Source organism: Escherichia sp. R1 (assembly GCF_003000935.1).
Classification (GTDB): Bacteria; Pseudomonadota; Gammaproteobacteria; order Enterobacterales; family Enterobacteriaceae; genus Escherichia; species Escherichia coli.
The window spans coordinates 220,699-245,554 of sequence record NZ_PSRU01000002.1; the positions used below are offsets into that span (position 1 = coordinate 220,699).

Here is a 24,856-nt window from a genome sequence, read left to right on the forward strand (position 1 = left end):
TATATTGTTTTGTATGCCGGGTAAGGCGTTCACGCCGCATCCGGCGACAGGAACTAAATGCCGGATGCGTCGCTGGTTTTACAACGTTACCGGGTGTTCTTTCTCGCCTTTCTTAAACTTCACTTCCCCAAGATCAATACAACCTACCGGGCAGACATGACCACAAAGCAGACAACCCACGCATTTCTCGGTATTACAATGCGGTGTGCGGGTTTTCTCGCTCCATTCCATCGCCTGGTGACCGCCGTCGTAACAGGAAATATAACAGCGTCCACAGCCAACACATTTATCAAGATTGATATGGGGATAGACAATATAACTGCGGTCTAAATCTTCCGCCGGGACAATATTGTGATTCGCCAGACCTACCATCTCCTGCAACGAATCAAACCCTTGATCGGCGAGATAATGCGACAACCCGCTTGCCATATCTTCCACTATCCGATACCCGTACTGCATAATGCCGGTGGTCACCTGCAACGTCGCTGCACCGAGCAATAAAAACTCCGCCGCATCTTCCCAGGTTTCAATGCCGCCGATACCGCTGATCGGGAAATCGCGCAGTTCTGGATGGGTGCGCATTTGCTGAATAAAGCGTAGGGCGATCGGTTTTACCGCTTTACCGGAATATCCGGAAATACTCGATTTACCGTTAACGATCGGCATACCAATTTTCTGATTAAGATCGATATTGGTGATGGATTTAACGGTGTTAATCGCCGCAATGCCATCTGCGCCGCCGCGCTTCGCCGCCAGCGCCACTTCGCACATATCACCAATATTCGGCGTCATCTTCGCCAGCATTGGCAGCGTGGAACCACGTTTTACTGCCCGACAATATTTTTCTACCAGCTCCGGGCTTTGCCCGACATCGCTACCCATCGCATGAGAAGTCATTTGCGGACAGGAGAAGTTACACTCGATCATATCCGCGCCAGCTTCTTGCACCAGACGCGCCAGCTCTTCCCATTGCTGCTCATTTTCGCCCATGATTGAAGCGATCAATACTTTGTCCGGATAATCTTCTTTCAGCCGACGCAGGGCGGCCAGATTCTCTTCCAACGGATGTTCAGCAATCTGCTCCATATTTTTGAAGCCGATAAAACCGGTATCTTCTTTCACCAGATGATCAAAACGCGGCGAGACTTCGTTGGCGATAAAAAAACCGATCGTTTTAAACACCACGCCGCCCCAACCTGTGTCGTAGGCTTTGGCACACATCTCATAGCAGTTGCCTACCGGCGAAGAAGAAAGGCAGAACGGGTTGGGAAACTTCACGCCGCAAAAAGTAATCGAAAGATCTTTCGTTAACATGAGCAAGCTCCCTCTAAATAGTGATGAATCGCCCCGGCGGCTTCTTTCCCGGTTTTCACTGCATAGACCACGGTTTTGTCACCCTCAACAATATCGCCAGCAGCAAAGACTTGCGGGTCGCGGGTCTGGTAATGTTGCGTTTCGATGGTGTTACGCTGCGGCTCTAACTCCGCAAAGGCATCCAGTCTGGCATGCTGACCGACGGCGAGAATAATTTTATCTGCCGCCATCGTTAGTTCACCCGGTAAACGAACATGCTTAAAGGTGACTTTATTGCCTTCCACGGCTACTGGTGTAAATCCATCGATGATCGAAACGCCCAGCTCTCTGGCGCTGGTAAACTCTTTTTCGCTTGCCGGAAACTCATCTAACTCTTCACGCGCTACGCAGGTTACCGCCTGACAGCCGAGAACTTTCAGCGTGCTGGCTACGTCCATCGCGACATCACCGCCGCCGATAATTAATGCGCTTTGTGGAATGCTGATATCGCCTTGCGCCTGTCGTGCACGTTGCAGGAAGTCGACGGCAATCTCAACGTCGCTATGCTCAAACAGCGATAACCCGGAACCGCTCGATAACCCTACGGTGACCAGTACCGCGCGGTTTTCCGCTTTCAGCTGCTCCAGGGTAAGTGTTTTACCGATTTCGTTATTGCACTTAATGGTCACGCCCATTTTTTCTATACGGGCGATTTCTGCATCCAGCACCGATTGCGGTAACCGGAATTGCGGAATGCCGTTACGCAACCAGCCACCGGGTTGTGCTTCTTTCTCATAGATCGTGACGTCATAACCCTGGTTTGTCAGCGTCACACTGGCCTGCAATCCGGCAGGACCTGCGCCAATAATGGCGACTTTGCCGAGCGTTTTAGTACCGGGCTGATAAATTTCCATCCCAGTTTGTTGTTCAAAATCAGTAACAAAACGCTGTAAACGACCGATATCAATGGGAGCATCAACACCGGCACGTGTACAACCGCTTTGGCATAATTTCTCCGTCGGGCACACTCTGGCACAAACGGCACCGAGGGCATTATTTTCGCGAATTGTCTCGGCAGCGCCTTTAAAATTACGAAAGTAGATTGAGCGAATAAATTTCCCCGGATCGGTCTGTGCCGGGCAAGCCTGACTACAGGGAGCGTCATGACATAATAAACAGCGAGAGGCTTCTTTAATCGCCAGTAAAGGCGTAAAAGCCGGAGTGAGTTCATCCAGATAATTTTGTTGCGGCATGTGATCTTCCTTAATGCTATGAGTAATTAAGGCGAACGCTAAATAAATATTGCGTGCTGATATTAAGGCTATGCGCGTGGGGAAATTTAAACTGTGAAAGGATTCACAAATAGCTGCGGTTCAGAATGTTATATCCGCAGCTTATTGAGTGAAGTAATAATTATTCTCAATAATTAACAGAAAAGGGAAAATATTAACGATAGAAAATAAGATAAACAATCATGCCGATAGATAAAATTCCGAAGCCGATATATGCCACCATATAAGCGAAGAAGAGTCCGGGATTTTTCGCTCGCCAGACATACACCGGTTCTGGTGCATTTTTAACCCGTTTATCAATCGCGCCTGCGCGCCAGCCTTTCCATGCTTCGCGGAAACAAAATATCGGAATAAGGAAAAAAACGGCAACGACAAAAAACTGCTGTACATCCATAACTACTTTCCTTGTTTCTTTTGTAATTCAAGTAACTGTTCGGGTGTGACGGCGGGATACCCCTGCGCATCTTCCGGCACCTGGTGCATAGCCGGAATAGGGACCAGCGGCCCTAAAAAACGCGGTTCACGTTTAAAAATATAAAGGTCAGCCAGCGCACCGAAACGGGCGGCAAATTCGCGAATACGTACTGACAGCATATCTTTCGGTGACGGTACGGCATAACACTGAGCCTGAATCCCCATATGCAGCGCAATAAATAATGCCCGCTCACAGTGGAAACGTTGGGTGATAATAATGAAATCATTAGTATCGAAAACTTTGCGTGTACGCACGATGGAATCCAGCGTACGAAAGCCTGCGTAATCGAGAACAATATCTGATGGGTCGACACCAGCTGCGATTAAATCTTTGCGCATGGTCATCGGCTCATTATAACTTTGCAATGCGTTATCGCCGCTCAGTAATAGATAATTTACCTTACCGCTGTTATAGGCATTAATCGCTCCTTGAATGCGGTAGCGATAATACTGATTAATTACGCCAGTCCGATAATATTTTGCTGTGCCGAGCACCACACCGACCTGGCGGTAGGGGAGATCCTGCAATTCGTCGTAGATATAAGGCGCGGTTTTCCAGCTCATCCAGCGATCGAGGCCGAGCACAGTCAACAGCAGCAAGCCGATCAGGACTAACAGGCTGAGGAACACGCGCTTTAACATGCAGGAGACTCGATCTAAGGAAAATTTCCATCAGGCTACTTTACCCGCTGGTTTTGCGCAAGAAACGGCAAACTGTTTGCCGGGATTTTCGACACCAGGAAAGGGCTGGCAAGCCGGACAAGGCGTTCACGCCGCATCCGGCACCAGGCTTAAGCGAGAAGCACGCGGTCGATATTGTGACAGCCGAGAGCTTTCAGCGTTGCGGAGGTGGCATCCCACTGAATCAACGGCGCATCGGCTTTTTCTGCCAGAACCGCGCGCTGGATATCCGGGTAATCATAACCCTTGAGATTCAACAGAATTAACGCCCCCTGCAACGGCGGCAGAGTCGGGTTGAATGCGGCGTTTTCAGCGTAGCTGCCGCTGAAAATACGACCGTCTTTACATTCCAGCGCGACACCGCTTGGCGACTTACTGTAAGGCATGTGCGAACGGTTTGCCGCCGCAATCGCCGCCTGAGAAAGCGCATCACCAGTCAGCGCATAGCCGTGATCCTGCTCGTCCATCAGCAGCGTTTTAATCTCCAGATCTTTCGGCCCAAAGGCATCCGGTAGATAGTCACGCAGCGCGTGTGCCTCGCGTCCCGGAAGATGAATACGCAGATCCAGACCGCTGTTCAGTTCATTCATAAACTGACGGCAGTGACCACAAGGCGTGTAGTTAACGGTGATGGCTGCAAGCGCTTTTTCACCACTCAGCCAGGCGTGGCTGATCGCGCTTTGTTCGGCATGAACGGTTTGCTGCATTGTCGCACCAATAAATTCCATATTGGCACCGAAATACCAGGTTCCGCTCACACCGCGCGCAATTGCGCCAACATTAAAATTCGACAATGGCGTACGCGCACAGGCTGCCGCCAGCGGAAGTAGTGCGAATGCCAGCGCGTCTTCGTCCAGCCCCGTTGCGCTCTTCAGCGATGAGACTTGCTCCCCGGTCAACAAAGCGGGGAAGTACTTGTCTGCCAGAATAGGTTCCAGTGCAGATTGCAAGTTATCCGCAAGTTGGGCAAAAGCGGTTTGAAAACGTGGATGCATGGCGTTGCCTCATAATCATGTAATGGGATAACAGTTTACGAACCCGTTATGGCTTTATATGTGATCTGAATCTCATTAATTATGCAACGCGTGAAACTTACATCAAAAATGCGCGACGCATCGCAAATTTTAGCCCATTACTGCCAGAATAATCGGGAAAAGGAACGGTGCGATCAGCGAAGTAATAATCCCGCATAACACCAGCGCCAGCGAACTAAATGCACCTTCCTGATAATCCAGCTCGGCGCAGCGCGCCGTACCGAGGGCGTGCGAGGCTGTGCCCATTGCCAGACCGCGCGCAGCTTTGGTACGAATACGCATCGCATTAAGCAATGCATGGCCAAACACAGCGCCGAGGATGCCGACGAAAATCACGCAAACTGCGCTGATTGCCGGAATACCGCCAATACTGCCGCCAACTGCCATTGCAATAGGCGTGGTGACTGATTTCGGCAGGATTGACGCGGCGATTTCCGGTGAAGCGCCCATCAACAATGCCACAGAAGTCCCCGTCACCATCGCAACCACGCTGCCGATAAAACAGATGGTGATGATCGATTTCCAGCGCGCGCGGATCTGGTGTAGCTGCTCATATAAAGGATAGGCCAGTGCGACGACCGCCGGTTGCAGCAGATCGTTTAGCACTTCGCTACCTTTAAAGTAGCTGTCGTAAGAGATGCCAGTCAGCATTAAAAAAGGAATGATCACCACCATTGCTACCAGCAACGGGTTAAGCAGGGGAAACTTATACCGTGCCGCCAGTTTGCGGGCGGCAAAAAAGACAATCAACGTCAGCGGTAATGACCACCAGATATTCGCCATCATTCTTCTGATCCTTTCTGACCTACGACTTTACGTTCACCGTGCACCAGTTGTGAACTCCAGCTCACCACCAGAAAAACCACCAGCGTACTGACTGCACAGGAAACCACTACCGGACCAAACTGTGCGCGGAGCAAATCAAAATATTGCATGACGCCTACGCCAATCGGCACAAACAATAGCGCCATATAGCGAATCAGTACGTAGCACCCCGGATTGACCCATTTCGCCGGAAGAATTTGCAAGGCCAGCAGGACAAACAGGATCAGCATCCCGATGATGCTGCCCGGAATGGTTACCGGTAGCAGGGAAGCAATGAAAATGCCTGCATACAGGCAGGCATAAATCAGGACAAAAGCACGTAAATATTGCCAGATAATGTTCAGTGTCTTACTCATAATCAACACCCCAGATGAGATGGATTCATCATACAATTAATTCGTAAAACGTGCTACCGATCACATTAAGAAATCAGCGCTTATTTTTTCGCTCCCCGGTATTACGCAATGCGCAGCGAACTCAGGCATACATCAAGCATAGAGAGGGATTGCAGTTTGCAGCAATCCCTCTTTGCAGACCTTTAATCCGTTGACCGGAGGCGCTAACATAGCGCCTCATTTTTTTGCGGGTGATGATATGCGTGTGTTACTGGCTCCGATGGAGGGTGTACTTGACTCTCTGGTGCGGGAATTACTGACCGAAGTTAACGACTACGATCTGTGCATCACCGAGTTTGTCCGCGTGGTGGATCAACTGCTGCCAGTAAAAGTCTTTCATCGCATTTGCCCTGAGCTACAAAATGCCAGCCGGACACCATCCGGTACGCTGGTTCGCGTGCAGTTGTTAGGGCAGTTCCCGCAGTGGCTGGCAGAGAACGCCGCCCGTGCGGTGGAGTTAGGTTCCTGGGGCGTGGATCTTAACTGCGGCTGCCCGTCGAAAACGGTTAACGGTAGCGGTGGTGGGGCAACGTTACTGAAAGATCCTGAACTCATCTACCAGGGTGCAAAAGCGATGCGCGAAGCTGTACCGGCGCATTTGCCTGTCAGCGTAAAAGTGCGTCTGGGCTGGGACAGCGGTGAGAAGAAATTTGAAATCGCCGATGCGGTTCAACAGGCTGGTGCTACGGAGCTGGTAGTACATGGGCGGACAAAAGAGCAGGGTTACCGCGCGGAACATATTGACTGGCAGGCGATTGGCGAGATTCGCCAGCGGCTTAATATTCCGGTGATTGCCAACGGTGAAATCTGGGACTGGCAGAGTGCGCAACAATGCATGGCGATCAGCGGCTGCGACGCAGTGATGATTGGTCGCGGGGCGCTCAATATTCCCAACCTGAGCCGTGTGGTGAAATATAACGAACCGCGAATGCCGTGGCCGGAGGTGGTTGCTTTGCTGCAAAAATATACCCGTCTGGAAAAGCAGGGCGATACCGGGTTATATCACGTTGCGCGGATTAAACAGTGGTTGAGTTATTTGCGTAAAGAATACGATGAAGCAACGGAATTATTTCAGCATGTTCGGGTGTTGAATAATTCCCCTGATATTGCAAGGGCTATTCAGGCCATTGATATCGATAAGCTGCGATAATAGTGGAATCGCAGCTTATCTGAGACAATGAATCGCTTATTCAGCTTCATCATCTTGTTGCGCTCCTTTCATGAGCTAAGCCACATATTGCCACTGGCGCAAGGAGCGCGCAGGGGGAGGACAATCGCCTCCTCCCCCTGCACCCCCGGGCTCTGGCGAACAAAATCGCCGCTGCGCGGTACCTTCAGCTTATCCCCTTCGGCTACCGGGTCGGGCGCGAGGTAACGTCCTTGTAAGACGCGCCCTCAGCCCACATCCATGTGGGCTGCCCCGGCCTTCGGGGAACGCTTCAGCGATTTTGACGCCACCAACACCGGAGCTGTTTGCAAATCAAGTACACAAAATATCTAGTTCCTGACCTGACAACTTATATGCCATATCTGATTTTTAAAATATCATCTTAAATACGCCAGTCACCACCAGTAGCCCAATCAGGAAAATAATCAATACAGCCCAGAGTATAATTTTCATTGGCGTTCCTTTATTTGTGAGTGCTGAATAAGTATAGGAAAAAACGAAGCCCTTTGCCGCTATTCATAAACGATTAAGATAAATCGGGAGATATCATTCGCTTAGTGTATATTTTTCTGGATATGTCGTTTTATTGCCACTGATGTATTGCCACGCGAAACTAAAAAATATATCGCAACACACGGTAATCTCCGCGCACCTTTTCTTACCTGATTATTCCCCCATGAATCGTGATTCCTTTTATCCCGCCATCGCCTGTTTTCCGCTGTTACTGATGCTGGCCGGGTGTGCGCCTATGCATGAAACCCGCCAGGCGTTAAGCCAGCACACGCTCGCTGTGCAAGTTGACACCGCATTACCCACGGCACTGAAAAATGGTTGGCCAGACAGCCAATGGTGGCTGGAGTATCACGATGATCAACTCACTTCATTAATTAACAATGCACTACAGAACGCACCGTATATGCAGGTGGCTGAACAGCGCATTCAGCTGGCTGAAGCCCAGGCGAAGGCAGTTGCCACTCAGGATGGTCCGCAGCTCGACTTTTCTGCGGATATGGAGCGGCAAAAAATGTCGGCAGAAGGGTTAATGGGGCCGTTTGCTTTGAACGATCCGGCCGCAGGTACGACCGGTCCGTGGTACACCAACGGTACTTTTGGCTTAACGGCGGGCTGGCATCTCGATATCTGGGGAAAGAATCGGGCGGAGGTTACTGCTCGACTGGGTACGGTTAAAGCACGGGCGGCGGAACGCGAGCAAACCCGCCAATTGCTGGCTGGCAGCGTAGCCCGCCTGTACTGGGAGTGGCAAACCCAGGCGGCGTTAAACACGGTCTTGCAGCAAATCGAAAAAGAGCAGAACACCATTATCGCGACCGATCGCCAGCTATATCAGAACGGGATTACTTCTTCAGTTGAAGGTGTGGAAACCGATATTAATGCCAGCAAAACCCGGCAGCAGCTCAACGATGTCGCGGGTAAAATGAAAATTATTGAGGCACGGTTAAATGCACTCACAAATCACCAGACAAAGTCACTGAAGCTTAAACCGGTCGCGTTGCCGAAAGTGGCAAGCCAGCTTTCTGATGAACTGGGGTACTCCTTACTGGCGCGGCGGGCAGATTTGCAGGCGGCGCACTGGTACGTTGAGTCATCGTTAAGCACTATTGATGCGGCAAAAGCGGCATTTTATCCTGACATCAACCTGATGGCCTTTCTGCAACAGGATGCGTTGCACTTAAGCGATCTGTTCCGTCATTCCGCGCAGCAAATGGGCGTTACGGCAGGCCTGACGCTACCCATTTTCGATAGTGGTCGTCTTAACGCCAACCTCGATATCGCTAAAGCCGAAAGCAACTTGTCTATCGCCAGCTACAACAAAGCGGTGGTTGAAGCGGTGAATGACGTGGCGCGGGCAGCCAGTCAGGTTCAGACACTGGCGGAGAAAAACCAGCATCAGGCGCAAATTGAGCGCGATGCCTTGCGTGTAGTAGGTCTTGCGCAGGCCCGCTTTAACGCGGGCCTCATTGCTGGTTCCCGGGTCAGCGAAGCCAGAATCCCGGCGCTGCGTGAGCGGGCCAATGGCCTGTTATTGCAAGGGCAGTGGCTGGATGCCTCCATTCAACTCACCGGTGCGCTGGGCGGGGGGTACAAACGCTGATGATATGCGCCTTCTATACTTAACATTTATTCAGCGTTAAGTGGAGAACTCGATGGCACAGGTCGCGATAATTACCGCCTCCGATTCGGGGATCGGCAAAGAGTGCGCGTTATTACTGGCGCAGCAGGGGTTTGATATTGGCATTACCTGGCACTCAGATGAAGAAGGGGCAAAAGATACCGCGCGTAAGGTGGTTAGCCACGGCGTACGTGCGGAGATCGTGCAACTGGATCTCGGCAATCTACCAGAAGGTGCGCAGGCGCTGGAGAAACTTATTCAACGGCTGGGGCGTATTGATGTGCTGGTGAATAATGCGGGCGCAATGACCAAAGCGCCGTTTCTTGATATGGCTTTCGATGAGTGGCGCAAGATTTTTACCGTTGATGTCGATGGTGCATTTTTATGCTCGCAAATTGCTGCCCGCCAGATGGTGAAGCAAGGGCAGGGCGGTCGCATCATCAACATTACATCGGTACATGAACATACGCCGCTGCCGGATGCCAGCGCCTACACAGCCGCTAAACATGCGCTCGGCGGGTTAACCAAAGCAATGGCGCTGGAGTTGGTCAGGCATAAAATTTTGGTGAACGCAGTCGCACCTGGGGCGATCGCCACGCCAATGAACGGCATGGATGGCGGCGACGTGAAGCCTGACGCGGAGCCTTCGATTCCCTTGCGACGTTTTGGCACAACGCATGAGATTGCCAGCCTGGTGGTATGGCTTTGTTCGGAGGGCGCAAATTACACCACCGGGCAGTCGTTGATAGTGGATGGCGGCTTTATGTTGGCGAATCCGCAGTTCAACCCAGAATAGCGCAGTGAGGTGCGTGGTTATTTCATTGGGTTAGGCCAGAAAAGACACGCCAGCGTCGCATCAGGCATGGTGCACCGGATGTCGGATGCGGCGCGAACACCTTATCCAGGGCAATAGTTTTACGCCTGATGATCCGGCTTTTTCTTCCCGCGCCGTTTCAGCCACCAGCGCACGCCTACCACCAGAACCACGACCAGAATCAACCAGACCCAGTGCTTCAAATGCTGGTCGAGATTGTGCAACCACGGCGCAATCACCTGCCCACCAGCGTAACCGATAGTGGTAAAAATCAGCGCCCAGGCAAATGCGCCGAGAATATTCAGCGGCAGAAAGATTTTCGGCGGCAGCTGGCTGGCACCAATCAGCGTCGGGCCAATCACCCGAAAGCCATACATAAAACGCGTACCAATGACAAACAGATACGGATGGCGTTGGATAAGTTTCTGCGCCCGCTCAATTTTATCCTGATGTTTCGAGAAACGGCGTAACAGCTTGCCGCCAAAGCGCCGCCCGCACAGATAAAGCACCTGGTCGCCAATCATGCCGCCAAGCGCCACAGAAAGTACCACCAGCGGGAACTTTAATAGCCCCTGATGTGCCGCAACGCCTCCCAGCAAAGTCACGGTTTCACCTTCCGCCAGGCTACCGATCACCAGCGCGGCATAACCATATTGTGAGATGAGTGTATTGAGATCCATAGGACAGTCTGTCTCCCTTTGCTTGCCTGTAAGCATACACCCTGTGAATCATTCACGCTGAAAAAGGACGTACATCAGACGGTGCAAATTACATGAGCGAACAAAAAATAATCACAAGCTGACTTATACTTGAACTGTCAGGTTCATGAACTCACAACAAGGGGGCGGTATGAGCCATGTCTGGGGACTGTTTTCCCATCCCGATCGTGAAATGCAGGTGATTAATCGCGAAAACGAAACGATTTCTCATCACTACACCCACCACGTTTTGCTGATGGCGGCGATTCCGGTGATTTGCGCCTTCATTGGCACTACACAGATTGGCTGGAATTTTGGCGATGGCACTATCCTGAAGTTATCCTGGTTTACCGGACTGGCGCTGGCTGTCTTGTTTTACGGCGTTATGCTGGCTGGGGTTGCGGTGATGGGGCGGGTCATCTGGTGGATGGCGCGTAATTATCCGCAGCGTCCGTCACTTGCGCACTGCATGGTCTTCGCGGGCTACGTTGCAACTCCGCTGTTTTTAAGCGGTCTGGTGGCGCTTTACCCGCTGGTCTGGTTGTGTGCGCTGGTCGGCACGGTGGCGCTGTTTTACACCGGCTACCTGCTGTATCTCGGTATTCCGAGCTTCCTGAATATCAACAAAGAGGAAGGACTTAGCTTCTCCAGTTCGACACTGGCGATAGGCGTGCTGGTGCTGGAAGTGCTGCTCGCCCTTACCGTTATACTATGGGGCTACGGTTATCGTTTGTTCTAGAAAGTTCTTTTGCGCTGCATTGCTGGCGTAAATGTCAGCAATGCAGCATTTCCTCACGATTCTTCTTTGACGATCGCACTTTTTGCTCGTTATGATGGCGTCGCTAGCCTCAGTAAATCCTTACTCCGGCGGTGCGCAACCCGTGCGCGTGAACCACTATCTGAATGCTCATCATGCCGAAATTTCGAGTTTCTTTATTTAGCCTGGCCCTGATGCTGGCTGTGCCTTTTGCACCGCAGGCCGTTGCGAAAACGGTAGCCGCTACCACCGCGTCACAACCGGAAATTGCCTCCGGTAGCGCGATGATTGTTGATCTGAATACCAACAAAGTGATCTATTCGAACCACCCGGATCTGGTGCGTCCGATTGCGTCTATCAGCAAATTAATGACCGCGATGGTTGTGCTGGATGCACGACTGCCGCTGGATGAAAAACTAAAAGTGGATATCAGCCAGACGCCGGAGATGAAAGGGGTCTATTCGCGTGTCAGACTGAACAGCGAAATCAGCCGTAAAGATATGCTGTTGCTGGCGCTGATGTCTTCAGAAAACCGCGCGGCGGCAAGTCTTGCGCACCATTATCCCGGTGGTTACAAAGCCTTTATTAAGGCGATGAACGCGAAAGCGAAATCGCTCGGAATGAACAACACGCGCTTTGTTGAACCAACCGGATTGTCGGTGCATAACGTTTCAACCGCCCGTGACTTAACCAAACTACTCATTGCCAGCAAACAATATCCGTTGATCGGGCAGTTAAGTACTACCCGGGAAGATATGGCAACCTTCTCTAACCCGACGTATACGCTGCCGTTCCGCAATACTAACCATCTGGTGTATCGTGATAACTGGAATATTCAGTTAACCAAAACCGGTTTTACCAATGCGGCGGGCCATTGTCTGGTGATGCGCACGGTTATCAATAATAAACCGGTGGCGCTGGTAGTGATGGACGCGTTTGGCAAATATACCCATTTTGCCGATGCCAGCCGCCTGCGTACCTGGATTGAAACCGGTAAAGTGATGCCTGTTCCGGCAGCAGCGTTGAGCTATAAAAAACAAAAAGCCGCCCAAATGGCGGCGGCGGGGCAGACGGCACAGAACGATTAAATGAAGTACGGATGGCGATACTCTGCCATCCGTAATTTTTATTTCACTTCCTGCCAGTTTTTCCGCTTACTGGTTTTACCAATCCCCGGATTCATACTGTTGGTCGGATCGTTCTCGCGATAAAACTTCTGCAACGTTTCCGGTGCTTTATACAAATGACCGACGTTATGCTCGGCAGGGTATTGCGCGCCGCGCTGCTGTAGCAGTTCCAGCATCTGTTCTTTCAACACATGCACATCCACGCCTTTTTTCACGATGTAATCCTGATGGAAGACATAGCACATAAAATGGCCATAATAGAGCTTGTGCACCAGCTGGCTGTCGATCTCCGGCGGTAAATGCTCATACCATTCGGTGTCGTTACGCCGCAGAGCGATATCCAGCGCCAGAATGTCTTCGACTTCATCGGAATGCACAGCCTGATAACGAATTGCTGCGCCCGCAGCGGCGAAACGGTGTAAAAACGCTTTGCTGCCTTCCTCCGGCGTACAGACAAAGAAATCGCCCTCGGCCTGTTTGAAATAATCCACTAGCCACGATTTGGCTTCACCGACGCCATCGCCCGCCATTTTTAACAGCAGATGATGCTCGTATTTATCGCGCCAGTTTTTCATGCGCGGCGGTAAATGGCTGGGGAACAGGTGACCGAATTTTTGCATTGCACGGTCGGTAAAATGCGGACGGAAGAATTTCACTTTCTCCAGCATCGCATCGGTGCGTCCCTTGAGATTAAAGAAGAACGGCATCTTGTCGGTGCCTAACTTATCAATCATCAGGAAGGTGTCTTTGCCGTATTTTTCCGCAATATCGTAGATATCCCGGTGCATATATTCCCCGGCAACCGGCAGATTTTCGAAATTAGCCAGAATATGACGGCGGATTTCGGTCAGCACTTCCGGCTGGTTGGTGCCGATATAAAACACCTGCTGATTTTTTTCCGCTTCGAAGGTATCAAGACGTACCGCAAAGACGGCCAGCTTCCCTGCGCAACCAGAAGATTCAAATAACCGATCCGGATCAGCGTTATAACGTGCGGGCGTGTCGGCTTCAATATCACGAACGCGGTGGACATAGTCATAATCGTGGGCGTGACGACCATCGTGGCGCACATCGTCATCTTTGATGCGATCGTCATCCAGCTTGCTAAGGATCTGCTCCGGCGTTTCGCCCAGATCAATCCCCAGATGGTTCACCAGCGTCAGTTTGCCGTCTTCATTTATACGCGCGAATAACGACATTTCGGTATACGCCGGGCCACGTTGCACCAGCGAGCCGCCGGAGTTGTTACAAATACCGCCGATGACCGATGCGCCTATACACGATGATCCAATCACTGAGTGCGGTTCGCGTCCCAGCGGTTTGAGGGCTTTTTCCAGTGAATAGAGCGTGGTGCCCGGATAGGCCAGCACCTGTTCGCCCTTACCGAGTACGTGCAGCTTGTCGAGACGCAGGGTGCTGATGATCACGATATCGCGATCATAATCGTTACCGTTTGGCGTCGATCCTTCGGTCAGGCCTGTATTGGCAGCCTGCATCAGAATAATTTTGTCAGCGGTGACGCAGGCTTTCAGCACCCGCCACAATTCCAGTAGTGAGCCAGGGAAAACGACAGCAAGCGCGTCGCCCTGACCAGAACGGAAGCCCTTGCGATAGCGGGCCGTTTTTGCGGGATCGGTGAGCAGGTGTGAATGACCGACCAGACGGGCAAGTTCATTCAAAAAGGCTTTATTATCAGTTGTTGTCATGGAAGACATTTTCCACTCCTTGTGGTGGCGAAAAAATATCACAAACTAGAATAGCGCCTTGTATGACAATTCAGCGAGTGAATATTTTGAAAATTCAGACAATAAACTGAGCATTCTTTTTCTCTCTCTATCATGCTTATGGCAAACTACGGTTTTTGCACCATTTTCGCTGCCACGTCGGGCAACAAAGGAAGAAAAATCCATATGAAATGGCTATGTTCAGTAGGAATCGCGGTGAGTCTGGCCCTGCAGCCAGCACTGGCGGATGATTTATTCGGCAACCATCCATTAACGCCCGAAGCGCGGGATGCGTTCGTCACCGAACTGCTTAAGAAAATGACAGTTGATGAGAAAATTGGTCAGCTGCGCTTAATCAGCGTCGGCCCGGATAACCCGAAAGAGGCGATCCGCGAGATGATCAAAGACGGTCAGGTTGGGGCGATTTTCAACACCGTAACCCGTCAGGATATCCGCGCCATGCAGGATCAGGTGATGGAATTAAGCCGCCTGAAAATTCCTCTTTTCTTTGCTTACGACGTGCTGCACGGTCAGCGCACGGTGTTCCCGATTAGTCTCGGTCTGGCTTCGTCTTTTAACCTCGATGCGGTGAAAACAGTCGGGCGTGTCTCTGCTTATGAAGCGGCAGATGATGGCCTGAATATGACCTGGGCACCGATGGTCGATGTCTCGCGCGATCCGCGCTGGGGACGTGCTTCCGAAGGTTTTGGCGAAGATACGTATCTCACCTCAATAATGGGCAAAACCATGGTGGAAGCGATGCAGGGTAAAAGCCCGGCAGATCGCTACTCGGTGATGACCAGCGTCAAACACTTTGCCGCATACGGCGCGGTAGAAGGCGGTAAAGAGTACAACACCGTCGATATGAGTCCGCAGCGCCTGTTTAACGACTATATGCCGCCGTACAAAGCGGGGCTGGATGCAGGCAGCGGTGCGGTGATGGTGGCGCTGAACTCGCTGAACGGCACGCCAGCCACCTCCGACTCCTGGCTGCTGAAAGATGTTCTGCGCGACCAGTGGGGCTTTAAAGGCATCACCGTTTCCGATCACGGCGCAATCAAAGAGCTGATTAAACATGGCACGGCGGCAGATCCAGAGGATGCGGTACGCGTGGCGCTGAAGTCCGGAATCAACATGAGCATGAGCGACGAGTATTACTCGAAGTATCTGCCTGGGTTGATCAAATCCGGCAAAGTGACGATGGAAGAGCTGGACGATGCTGCCCGCCATGTACTGAACGTTAAATATGATATGGGATTGTTTAACGATCCATACAGCCATTTGGGGCCGAAAGAGTCTGACCCGGTGGATACCAATGCCGAAAGCCGCCTGCACCGCAAAGAAGCGCGTGAAGTGGCGCGCGAAAGCCTGGTGTTGCTGAAAAATCGTCTCGAAACGCTGCCGCTGAAAAAATCTGTAACCATTGCGGTGGTTGGCCCGCTGGCAGACAGCAAGCGTGACGTGATGGGAAGCTGGTCGGCGGCAGGTGTCGCCGATCAATCTGTTACTGTGCTAACAGGGATTAAAAACGCCGTCGGTGAAAACGGTAAAGTGCTGTATGCCAAAGGGGCGAACGTTACCAGTGACAAAGGCATTATCGATTTCCTGAATCAGTATGAAGAGGCGGTCAAAGTTGATCCGCGTTCGCCGCAAGAGATGATTGATGAAGCAGTGCAAACCGCGAAACAATCTGATGTGGTGGTGGCTGTGGTCGGTGAAGCTCAGGGGATGGCGCACGAAGCTTCCAGTCGTACCGATATCACTATTCCGCAAAGCCAACGTGACTTGATTGCGGCGCTGAAAGCCACCGGTAAACCGCTGGTGCTGGTGCTGATGAACGGGCGTCCGCTGGCGCTGGTGAAAGAAGATCAGCAGGCTGATGCGATTCTGGAAACCTGGTTTGCGGGGACTGAAGGCGGTAATGCAATTGCCGATGTATTGTTTGGCGATTATAACCCGTCCGGCAAGCTGCCGATGTCCTTCCCGCGTTCTGTCGGGCAGATCCCGGTGTACTACAGCCATCTGAATACCGGGCGTCCGTATAATGCCGACAAGCCGAACAAATACACTTCGCGTTATTTTGATGAAGCTAACGGGGCGCTTTATCCGTTCGGCTATGGTCTGAGCTATACCACTTTCACCGTCTCTGATGTGAAACTTTCTGCGCCGACCATGAAGCGTGACGGCAAAGTGACGGCCAGCGTGCAGGTGACGAACACCGGTAAGCGCGAAGGGGCGACGGTAGTGCAGATGTACCTGCAGGATGTGACGGCTTCCATGAGTCGTCCGGTGAAGCAGCTTAAAGGCTTTGAGAAAATCACCCTGAAACCGGGCGAAACTCAGACCGTCAGCTTCCCAATCGATATTGAGGCGCTGAAGTTCTGGAATCAACAGATGAAATATGATGCCGAGCCTGGCAAGTTCAATGTCTTCATCGGCACTGATTCCGCACGCGTTAAGAAAGGCGAGTTTGAGTTGTTGTAATTTTCGATGTTTGTATGCCGGATAAGGCGTTTACGCCGCATCCGGCAAGAAACGCCGGGCAAAATATGCCTTTTAAGTATTTATCTGATTCTGCAACTGAGTCCACCCAGTCAGGCTAACTCCGCCATTATCAACTATGCTTTTCTCTTAATTCGCTGAAAACAACAGTAAAAGAATGAGGAAAGCATCATGCCACTCTCAAAGGTCTGGGCAGGTTCACTGGTTTTGTTGGCAGCCGTGAGCCTGCCGCTACAGGCGGCTTCCCCCGTTAAGGTTGGTTCAAAAATCGATACGGAAGGCGCGCTGCTCGGCAATATCATTTTGCAGGTGCTGGAAAGTCACGGCGTTCCTACGGTAAATAAAGTGCAGCTGGGAACGACTCCCGTAGTGCGCGGGGCGATCACTTCTGGCGAGCTGGATATCTATCCGGAATATACTGGCAATGGCGCGTTTTTCTTTAAAGATGAAAACGATACGGCATGGAAAAACGCGCAGCAAGGCTATGAGAAAGTCAAAAAACTCGATGCAGAGCAAAACAAGTTAATCTGGCTGACGCCCGCGCCTGCAAATAACACCTGGACCATCGCCGTGCGTCAGGATGTGGCAGAGAAAAACAAACTCACTTCGCTTGCCGAGCTGAGTCGTTATCTGAAAGAGGGTGGTAACTTCAAACTGGCAGCCTCGGCAGAGTTTATTGAACGCGCCGATGCCTTACCCGCGTTTGAAAAAGCCTATGGCTTTAAGCTCGGTCAGGATCAGTTGCTGTCACTGGCCGGTGGTGACACGGCGGTGACGATCAAAGCCGCTGCCCAGCAAACTTCTGGTGTTAATGCCGCAATGGCTTACGGCACCGACGGCCCGGTTGCGGCGCTGGGGCTGCAAACCTTAAGCGATCCGCAAGGCGTGCAACCTATCTACGCGCCTGCGCCAGTGGTGCGTGAGTCGGTGCTGAAAGAGTATCCGCAAATAGCACAGTGGCTACAGCCAGTCTTCGCCAGCCTCGATGAAAAAACATTGCAGCAGCTGAATGCCAGCATTGCAGTGGAAGGACTGGATGCCAAAAAAGTGGCAGCCGACTACCTGAAACAAAAAGGGTGGACGAAGTAATTTCCCGTGACTTATTTCCGTATTAATCCTGTTCTGGCGCTGCTGCTGTTGCTGACGGCAATCGCAGCGGCGCTGCCGTTTATCAGTTACGCACCTAATCGTTTAGTTTCGGGTGAGGGGCGTCATCTCTGGCAGCTGTGGCCGCAAACTCTCTGGATGCTGGTGGGCGTTGGTTGCGCCTGGCTGACAGCCTGTTTTATTCCCGCTAAAAAAGGCAGCATTTTTGCACTCATTCTGGCGCAATTCGTCTTCGTATTGCTGGTGTGGGGAGCTGGAAAGGCGGCGACACAACTGGCGCAAAATGGCAGTGCGCTGGCGCGTACCAGCCTCGGCAGTGGTTTCTGGCTGGCTGCGGCGCTGGCACTGCTGGCCTGTAGCGATGCCATCCGCCGAATCTCCACGCATCCGCTGTGGCGCTGGTTGTTGCATATGCAGATTGCCATTGTTCCGCTGTGGTTGCTGTACTCCGGCACGCTTAACGATCTCTCGTTAATGAAAGAATACGCCAACCGTCAGGATGTGTTTGACGACGCGCTGGCACAACATCTGACGTTGCTGTTTGGTGCGGTGCTGCCTGCGTTAGTGATTGGTGTGCCGTTGGGCATCTGGTGCTACTTTTCCACCGCGCGGCAAGGGGCGATTTTTTCTCTGCTGAATGTCATTCAGACCGTGCCTTCGGTAGCGCTCTTTGGCCTGTTGATTGCGCCGCTTGCCGCGCTGGTTACGGCCTTTCCGTGGCTGGGAACGCTCGGCATAGCAGGAACCGGAATGACACCCGCTCTGATTGCACTGGTGCTCTATGCCCTGTTACCGCTGGTGCGCGGCGTAGTAGTCGGCTTGAACCAGATCCCGCGCGATGTGCTGGAGAGCGCCAGAGCGATGGGGATGAGCGGGACGCAGCGTTTCCTGCATGTTCAGTTACCGCTGGCGTTACCGGTATTTCTGCGCAGCCTGCGGGTGGTGATGGTGCAAACCGTTGGCATGGCGGTGATTGCGGCGTTAATCGGCGCAGGCGGTTTTGGTGCGCTGGTTTTTCAGGGGCTGTTAAGCAGTGCCATTGATTTAGTGTTGCTGGGGGTGATCCCGGTAATTGTTCTGGCGGTGCTTACCGACGCGCTGTTCGATTTGCTTATCGCACTGCTGAAGGTGAAACGTAATGATTGAATTTAGCCATGTCAGCAAACTGTTCGGCGCACAAAAAGCCGTTAACGATCTCAATCTCAATTTTCAGGAAGGGAGTTTTTCGGTACTGATTGGCACGTCGGGTTCCGGTAAATCCACTACCCTGAAAATGATTAACCGCCTGGTGGAGCATGACAGCGGGGTGATCCGCTTTGCCGGAGAAGAAATTCGCTCGCTGCCAGTGCTGGAGTTGCGCCGCCGGATGGGCTATGCCATTCAATCTATTGGCCTGTTTCCCCACTGGAGCGTGGCGCAAAATATTGCCACCGTGCCGCAATTACAAAAATGGTCACGGGCGCGGATCGACGATCGTATCGACGAATTAATGGCGCTACTGGGGCTGGAGCCAAATTTGCGTGAGCGTTATCCGCATCAGCTTTCCGGTGGTCAGCAGCAACGTGTGGGAGTGGCGCGCGCGCTGGCTGCCGATCCGCAAGTCTTGCTGATGGATGAACCATTCGGCGCGCTGGACCCGGTAACGCGTGGCGCGTTGCAACAAGAGATGACGCGCATTCACCGTTTGCAGGGGCGCACTATTGTGCTGGTCACTCATGATATTGATGAGGCGCTACGGCTGGCAGAACATCTTGTATTGATGGATCACGGTGAAGTGGTGCAGCAGGGTAATCCGCTGACGATGCTGACTCGTCCGGCGAATGATTTTGTCCGCCAGTTTTTTGGTCGTAGTGAGCTGGGTGTACGCCTGCTTTCGTTACGTAGCGTGGCAGATTACGTGCGCCGTGAAGAACGGGCTGAAGGTGAGGCACTGGAAGAAAGGATGACGCTACGCGATGCGCTTTCTCTGTTTGTCGCGCGGGGATGCGAGGTGCTGCCGGTGGTGAACACGCAGGGCGAGCCTTGCGGCACGCTGCATTTTCAGGATCTGCTGGAGGAGGCGTAATCGTATGAAGATGTTGCGCGATCCGCTGTTCTGGCTGATTGCTCTGTTTGTGGCGCTGATTTTCTGGCTGCCTTACAGCCAGCCGCTGTTTGCTGCCTTGTTCCCACAACTGCCACGACCCGTTTATCAGCAGGAAAGCTTTGCAGCTCTGGCACTGGCTCATTTCTGGCTGGTGGGAATTTCGAGTTTGTTTGCGGTGATCATTGGTACTGGTGCCGGAATTGCTGTCACTCGCCCGTGGGGTGCGGAATTTCGCCCACTGGTGGAAACTATTGCCGCCGTTGGGCAGACTTTTCCGCCCGTCGCGGTGCTGGCGATTGCCGTTCCGGTGATCGGCTTTGGTCTGAAACCAGCGATTATCGCCTTGATCCTTTACGGCGTGCTGCCCGTCCTGCAGGCGACACTTGCCGGGCTGGGAGCGATTGATGCCAGCGTGACAGAAGTTGCGAAAGGTATGGGAATGAGTCGTGGTCAGCGAGTGCGTAAGGTCGAGCTACCGCTGGCAGCTCCGGTGATTCTGGCGGGTGTACGAACTTCGGTGATTATCAACATTGGCACGGCGACGATCGCCTCAACGGTAGGGGCCAACACGCTGGGTACGCCGATCATCATCGGGCTTAGCGGATTTAATACCGCGTATGTGATCCAGGGAGCGTTACTGGTGGCACTGGCGGCGATCATCGCAGACCGCCTGTTTGAAAGGCTGGTGCAGGCGTTCAGCCAGCACGCAAAATAAAGGTATAACCTGCGAGCATGACGCCACCAATTCCGCCTAACGCCATAAACAGGAACAGGGCGATGACCCCAATTTTAGCTATGCGCATAATGCACTCCTTATGTTAACGAAAGGATTGTACAGTAAAGCGTATTTGTTAACGAATCATTAAATGCCGAGTGGGAAAATATCATGGCCTTGTTCCTGCCAACTGGTGAGTTGCTGCTGTTGGGCGGAGGTTCGATTATCACCGCACCATACCAGCAATGTACGGCCTTCGAACAGTTCAGGGCGTAGTTGATTGAGCGAGTGGGCGAGGACATCAATGCGCCATCCTTGTTGACTGGCAATCCAGCCCTCCAGCCACAGACGAGTGGTATCCTGAATATTCCAGCCAACCACCAGTGCATCTTTACCCTGTTTTTTGCGCGCCGAAGCCAGGCAAATAGAGATGTAGTTGATCAGTACGCCGTCGAGGATCGCCAGCAGCGCCTGGAGAGTCGGTTGTTGGCACTGAAGCCGTCGGCGCAGAGGAATAAACAGATGTGTGGTGAGTGTCTGGGCGGGGTAATCCTGACCGCGCTCTTTGATCCACGTTCGCAGGCTATGCAGATTGCCGCTTTGCAGGTAAGTCAGTAATGTTTCTTGCTGATCGCGCCAGCCGTTCTGCACATCAACATTTTCATTACTGAGCAGCATTTTTACTTTGCTGACCTGCACGCCGTTGTCGATCCAGCGTTTGATCTCGCGGATCCGGTCAATATCGGCATCGTTGAACAGCCGATGACCGCCGTCTGTCCGTTGCGGTTTCAGCAATCCGTAACGCCTCTGCCACGCGCGTAACGTGACAGGGTTAATATCACAAAGCAACGCCACTTCACCAATTGTGTAAAGCGCCATCGTCTCACCCTTGCTCGCGAGGTCCCGGTTTAACTTTAGACGCAGTTTTGCGAACCAGGTAGTTTTGCCCGTTTTTTGAGCATCTATAGGGTGATTTTATTTTTGCCAGGCGATTTTGAGTGATCGTACTCACGAATTCTCATTTTTCTGCAAGAGTTCAAAGAAAGTTAAACGCAAGCAATGTATGTTACGCGTTTTAAAGGGAAGTGTGGTTTGCGGGTATGTACGATTTTAATCTGGTGTTGCTGCTGCTTCAGCAGATGTGCGTTTTTTTAGTCATTGCGTGGTTAATGAGTAAAACGCCATTATTCATACCGTTAATGCAGGTCACGGTTCGTCTGCCGCATAAATTTCTCTGCTACATCGTCTTTTCCATCTTCTGCATCATGGGCACCTGGTTTGGGTTGCACATTGACGATTCTATTGCCAATACCCGTGCGATAGGCGCGGTAATGGGCGGCTTACTCGGCGGTCCGGTCGTCGGTGGGCTGGTTGGTCTGACCGGCGGGTTACATCGATATTCGATGGGGGGCATGACCGCGCTAAGTTGCATGATCTCGACCATCGTTGAAGGATTGCTCGGCGGCCTGGTACACAGCATCCTTATCCGTCGCGGGCGCACTGATAAAGTCTTTAACCCCATTACCGCCGGTGCCGTCACGTTCGTCGCTGAAATGGTGCAAATGTTGATCATCCTGGCGATCGCCCGACCTTATGAAGATGCGGTGCGTCTGGTGAGTAATATTGCTGCGCCAATGATGGTCACCAATACCGTCGGCGCGGCGTTGTTTATGCGTATATTGCTCGATAAACGCGCGATGTTTGAAAAATACACTTCGGCTTTTTCTGCCACTGCGCTGAAAGTGGCGGCCTCGACGGAAGGCATTTTGCGCCAGGGGTTTAACGAAGTGAACAGCATGAAAGTGGCACAGGTGCTGTATCAGGAGCTGGATATTGGTGCAGTCGCGATTACCGATCGAGAGAAATTGCTGGCCTTTACCGGAATTGGTGGCGACCACCATTTACCCGGCAAACCGATTTCTTCGACTTATACCTTAAAAGCGATTGAAACCGGTGAAGTGGTCTACGCTGATGGCAACGAAGTACCTTATCGTTGCTCTTTGCATCCGCAATGCAAACTGGGGTCGACGCTGGTCATTCCGTTGCGTGGTGAAAATCAGCGAGTGATGGGTACCATCAAATTGTATGAGGCCAAAAACCGTTTATTCAGTTCAATCAACCGCACGCTGGGCGAGGGGATTGCGCAACTGCTTTCGGCGCAGATCCTCGCCGGGCAATATGAGCGGCAAAAAGCGATGCTCACCCAGTCAGAGATCAAACTGCTTCACGCCCAGGTGAATCCCCATTTTTTGTTTAATGCGCTTAACACCATTAAAGCGGTGATCCGCCGCGACAGCGAACAGGCCAGCCAGCTGGTGCAGTATCTTTCTACTTTTTTCCGCAAAAACTTAAAGCGGCCTTCGGAGTTTGTTACTCTCGCCGACGAAATTGAACATGTGAACGCTTATCTGCAAATTGAAAAGGCGCGCTTCCAGTCGCGGTTGCAGGTCAACATTGCTATTCCGCAAGAATTATCCCAGCAGCAATTGCCCGCGTTTACCCTGCAACCGATAGTGGAAAACGCCATTAAACATGGGACATCACAACTGCTGGATACAGGGCGAGTGGCAATCAGCGCCCGACGTGAGGGGCAACATTTGATGCTGGAGATCGAAGACAATGCCGGTTTGTATCAACCGGTAACCAATGCCAGTGGGCTGGGGATGAATCTGGTGGATAAGCGTTTACGTGAACGGTTTGGCGATGACTATGGGATAAGCGTCGCCTGTGAGCCTGATAGTTACACCCGAATAACGTTACGACTACCATGGAGGGACGAGGCATGATTAAAGTCTTAATTGTCGATGATGAACCGCTTGCACGGGAGAACCTGCGCGTATTTTTGCAGGAGCAGAGCGATATTGAAATCGTTGGAGAGTGTTCAAACGCCGTAGAAGGGATCGGCGCGGTGCATAAACTGCGCCCGGATGTGCTGTTTCTCGATATCCAGATGCCGCGCATCAGTGGTCTGGAAATGGTGGGGATGCTCGACCCGGAACATCGCCCGTATATTGTTTTTCTCACCGCGTTTGACGAATACGCCATTAAAGCCTTTGAAGAACATGCCTTTGATTATCTGCTGAAGCCAATTGATGAAGCGCGACTGGAGAAAACGCTGGCGCGATTGCGTCAGGAGCGCAGCAAGCAGGATGTTTCGTTGTTACCGGAAAATCAACAGGCGCTGAAATTTATCCCTTGTACGGGGCATAGTCGGATTTATTTGCTGCAAATGAAAGATGTGGCATTTGTCAGCAGTCGGATGAGCGGTGTCTACGTTACCAGTCACGAAGGGAAAGAGGGCTTTACCGAACTGACATTACGTACCCTGGAAAGTCGTACACCACTACTGCGCTGCCATCGTCAGTATCTGGTTAACCTCGCGCATTTACAGGAGATCCGTCTGGAAGATAACGGCCAGGCCGAGTTGATTTTGCGTAATGGCTTAACCGTGCCGGTCAGCCGCCGTTATCTGAAAAGCTTAAAAGAGGCGATTGGCCTGTAAAAGACTGCTAAAATGGCTTTTTGCCTCATCAACACCTGAAGGCCTCATGCTAAGTAACGATATTCTGCGCAGCGTGCGCTACATTTTGAAAGCCAATAATAATGACCTGGTGCGTATTCTGGCGCTGGGTAATGTCGAAGCCACCGCGGAACAGATCGCCGTCTGGCTACGTAAAGAAGACGAAGAGGGTTTTCAGCGTTGTCCGGACATTGTTTTGTCTTCATTCCTCAATGGCCTGATTTATGAAAAACGCGGCAAGGATGAGTCTGCTCCGGCACTGGAGCCGGAACGTCGCATTAATAACAACATCGTGCTGAAAAAATTACGCATCGCGTTTTCGCTTAAAACCGATGACATTCTGGCAATCCTTACCGAACAGCAGTTCCGCGTTTCGATGCCGGAAATTACGGCGATGATGCGTGCACCGGATCATAAAAACTTCCGCGAATGCGGCGATCAATTTTTACGTTATTTTCTGCGTGGACTGGCAGCGCGCCAGCATGTGAAGAAAAGCTAAGACGGGTATGGCGG

General features: G+C 52.0%; 25 protein-coding genes. 13 read left to right on the top strand and 12 right to left on the bottom strand.

Going from position 1 to position 24,856, the window contains the following annotated elements; translation table 11 throughout:
- Window positions 1–78: 78 nt before the first annotated feature.
- The 7 genes from preA to C4F37_RS03850 all read right to left on the bottom strand — a co-directional run bounded on the left by preA (window position 79) and on the right by C4F37_RS03850 (window position 5,955).
- Window positions 79–1,314, bottom strand: a complete 1,236-nt coding sequence (preA, locus tag C4F37_RS03820; RefSeq protein WP_000956067.1) for an NAD-dependent dihydropyrimidine dehydrogenase subunit PreA — start codon at window positions 1,312–1,314, stop codon at window positions 79–81.
- Window positions 1,308–2,546 (bottom strand): NAD-dependent dihydropyrimidine dehydrogenase subunit PreT, encoded by a 1,239-nt coding sequence (gene preT, locus C4F37_RS03825; RefSeq protein WP_001136338.1) that lies wholly within the window; start codon window positions 2,544–2,546, stop codon window positions 1,308–1,310. The genes preA and preT overlap by 7 nt, the downstream gene beginning before the upstream one ends.
- Window positions 2,547–2,739: 193 nt before the next feature.
- Window positions 2,740–2,979, bottom strand: coding sequence for a DUF2542 family protein (locus tag C4F37_RS03830; RefSeq protein ID WP_000383096.1), 240 nt, complete (start codon window positions 2,977–2,979; stop codon window positions 2,740–2,742).
- A gap of 2 nt (window positions 2,980–2,981) precedes the next feature.
- Window positions 2,982–3,701 (bottom strand): outer membrane permeability protein SanA, encoded by a 720-nt coding sequence (sanA, locus tag C4F37_RS03835; protein ID WP_000920064.1) that lies wholly within the window; start codon window positions 3,699–3,701, stop codon window positions 2,982–2,984.
- Between the two features lie 149 nt (window positions 3,702–3,850).
- On the bottom strand, window positions 3,851–4,735 hold the full coding sequence (cdd, locus tag C4F37_RS03840) for a cytidine deaminase (protein WP_000553553.1): 885 nt from the start codon (window positions 4,733–4,735) through the stop codon (window positions 3,851–3,853).
- A 129-nt stretch (window positions 4,736–4,864) separates the two neighbouring features.
- Window positions 4,865–5,560, bottom strand: coding sequence for a CidB/LrgB family autolysis modulator (locus C4F37_RS03845; protein ID WP_001538984.1), 696 nt, complete (start codon window positions 5,558–5,560; stop codon window positions 4,865–4,867).
- Window positions 5,557–5,955: a CidA/LrgA family protein gene (locus C4F37_RS03850; RefSeq protein ID WP_001295452.1), complete on the bottom strand. Its 399-nt coding sequence runs from the start codon at window positions 5,953–5,955 to the stop codon at window positions 5,557–5,559. The genes C4F37_RS03845 and C4F37_RS03850 overlap by 4 nt, the downstream gene beginning before the upstream one ends.
- Before the next feature lie 238 nt (window positions 5,956–6,193).
- Between C4F37_RS03850 and dusC the strand changes: the two genes are divergently transcribed.
- Window positions 6,194–7,144, top strand: a complete 951-nt coding sequence (gene dusC, locus C4F37_RS03855) for a tRNA dihydrouridine(16) synthase DusC (protein ID WP_001264872.1) — start codon at window positions 6,194–6,196, stop codon at window positions 7,142–7,144.
- A 387-nt stretch (window positions 7,145–7,531) separates the two neighbouring features.
- Here dusC and yohP read toward each other — a convergent pair whose 3' ends face one another.
- Window positions 7,532–7,615, bottom strand: coding sequence for a small membrane protein YohP (yohP, locus tag C4F37_RS28345; RefSeq protein WP_000691708.1), 84 nt, complete (start codon window positions 7,613–7,615; stop codon window positions 7,532–7,534).
- A 223-nt stretch (window positions 7,616–7,838) separates the two neighbouring features.
- On the opposite strand from yohP, the gene mdtQ reads away from it, so the two are divergent.
- On the top strand, window positions 7,839–9,275 hold the full coding sequence (gene mdtQ / locus C4F37_RS03875; protein WP_106106702.1) for a multidrug resistance outer membrane protein MdtQ: 1,437 nt from the start codon (window positions 7,839–7,841) through the stop codon (window positions 9,273–9,275).
- A gap of 52 nt (window positions 9,276–9,327) precedes the next feature.
- Window positions 9,328–10,089, top strand: coding sequence for an SDR family oxidoreductase (locus C4F37_RS03880; protein ID WP_000079562.1), 762 nt, complete (start codon window positions 9,328–9,330; stop codon window positions 10,087–10,089).
- Between the two features lie 119 nt (window positions 10,090–10,208).
- On the opposite strand, the gene C4F37_RS03885 is transcribed toward C4F37_RS03880, so the two are convergent.
- On the bottom strand, window positions 10,209–10,787 hold the full coding sequence (locus tag C4F37_RS03885) for a DedA family protein (RefSeq protein ID WP_001296821.1): 579 nt from the start codon (window positions 10,785–10,787) through the stop codon (window positions 10,209–10,211).
- Window positions 10,788–10,956: 169 nt separating this feature from the next.
- Here C4F37_RS03885 and C4F37_RS03890 point away from each other — a divergent pair, with 169 nt between their 5' ends.
- Window positions 10,957–11,544, top strand: a complete 588-nt coding sequence (locus tag C4F37_RS03890) for a Yip1 family protein (RefSeq protein ID WP_001295454.1) — start codon at window positions 10,957–10,959, stop codon at window positions 11,542–11,544.
- Between the two features lie 173 nt (window positions 11,545–11,717).
- On the top strand, window positions 11,718–12,650 hold the full coding sequence (pbpG, locus tag C4F37_RS03895; protein ID WP_001362798.1) for a D-alanyl-D-alanine endopeptidase: 933 nt from the start codon (window positions 11,718–11,720) through the stop codon (window positions 12,648–12,650).
- 38 nt (window positions 12,651–12,688) lie between these two features.
- On the opposite strand, the gene dld is transcribed toward pbpG, so the two are convergent.
- The gene (gene dld, locus C4F37_RS03900) at window positions 12,689–14,404 is read right to left on the bottom strand and encodes a D-lactate dehydrogenase (protein ID WP_000097372.1); all 1,716 of its coding nucleotides are present in this window, start codon (window positions 14,402–14,404) and stop codon (window positions 12,689–12,691) included.
- A gap of 195 nt (window positions 14,405–14,599) precedes the next feature.
- Here dld and bglX point away from each other — a divergent pair, with 195 nt between their 5' ends.
- From bglX to yehW, 5 genes are all read left to right on the top strand, one after another.
- Window positions 14,600–16,897, top strand: coding sequence for a beta-glucosidase BglX (bglX, locus tag C4F37_RS03905; protein ID WP_032143645.1), 2,298 nt, complete (start codon window positions 14,600–14,602; stop codon window positions 16,895–16,897).
- 189 nt (window positions 16,898–17,086) lie between these two features.
- Window positions 17,087–18,004: a glycine betaine ABC transporter substrate-binding protein OsmF gene (gene osmF, locus C4F37_RS03910; RefSeq protein ID WP_001131270.1), complete on the top strand. Its 918-nt coding sequence runs from the start codon at window positions 17,087–17,089 to the stop codon at window positions 18,002–18,004.
- Between the two features lie 6 nt (window positions 18,005–18,010).
- On the top strand, window positions 18,011–19,168 hold the full coding sequence (gene yehY, locus C4F37_RS03915; RefSeq protein ID WP_000220861.1) for a glycine betaine ABC transporter permease YehY: 1,158 nt from the start codon (window positions 18,011–18,013) through the stop codon (window positions 19,166–19,168).
- Window positions 19,161–20,087: a glycine betaine ABC transporter ATP binding protein YehX gene (gene yehX / locus C4F37_RS03920; RefSeq protein WP_001538980.1), complete on the top strand. Its 927-nt coding sequence runs from the start codon at window positions 19,161–19,163 to the stop codon at window positions 20,085–20,087. Before yehY ends, yehX begins: the two co-directional genes overlap by 8 nt.
- A 4-nt stretch (window positions 20,088–20,091) precedes the next feature.
- Complete coding sequence (yehW, locus tag C4F37_RS03925) at window positions 20,092–20,823, top strand: glycine betaine ABC transporter permease YehW (RefSeq protein WP_001538978.1); 732 nt, start codon at window positions 20,092–20,094, stop codon at window positions 20,821–20,823.
- Here yehW and C4F37_RS03930 read toward each other — a convergent pair.
- Both C4F37_RS03930 and mlrA read right to left on the bottom strand, forming a co-directional pair.
- Window positions 20,804–20,911, bottom strand: coding sequence for a protein YohO (locus tag C4F37_RS03930; RefSeq protein ID WP_001216963.1), 108 nt, complete (start codon window positions 20,909–20,911; stop codon window positions 20,804–20,806). The two genes, yehW and C4F37_RS03930, sit on opposite strands and share 20 nt — an antisense overlap.
- A 59-nt stretch (window positions 20,912–20,970) precedes the next feature.
- Window positions 20,971–21,702: an HTH-type transcriptional regulator MlrA gene (gene mlrA, locus C4F37_RS03935; RefSeq protein ID WP_001240405.1), complete on the bottom strand. Its 732-nt coding sequence runs from the start codon at window positions 21,700–21,702 to the stop codon at window positions 20,971–20,973.
- A gap of 221 nt (window positions 21,703–21,923) precedes the next feature.
- On the opposite strand from mlrA, the gene btsS reads away from it, so the two are divergent.
- The 3 genes from btsS to C4F37_RS03950 are packed head-to-tail and all read left to right on the top strand — an operon-like array spanning window position 21,924 to window position 24,842.
- On the top strand, window positions 21,924–23,609 hold the full coding sequence (gene btsS / locus C4F37_RS03940) for a two-component regulatory system sensor histidine kinase BtsS (RefSeq protein ID WP_001538977.1): 1,686 nt from the start codon (window positions 21,924–21,926) through the stop codon (window positions 23,607–23,609).
- The gene (gene btsR, locus C4F37_RS03945; protein ID WP_000598641.1) at window positions 23,606–24,325 is read left to right on the top strand and encodes a two-component system response regulator BtsR; all 720 of its coding nucleotides are present in this window, start codon (window positions 23,606–23,608) and stop codon (window positions 24,323–24,325) included. Before btsS ends, btsR begins: the two co-directional genes overlap by 4 nt.
- A gap of 46 nt (window positions 24,326–24,371) precedes the next feature.
- Window positions 24,372–24,842 (top strand): DUF1456 family protein, encoded by a 471-nt coding sequence (locus C4F37_RS03950; protein WP_001295430.1) that lies wholly within the window; start codon window positions 24,372–24,374, stop codon window positions 24,840–24,842.
- The last annotated feature ends 14 nt before the right edge of the window (window positions 24,843–24,856 follow it).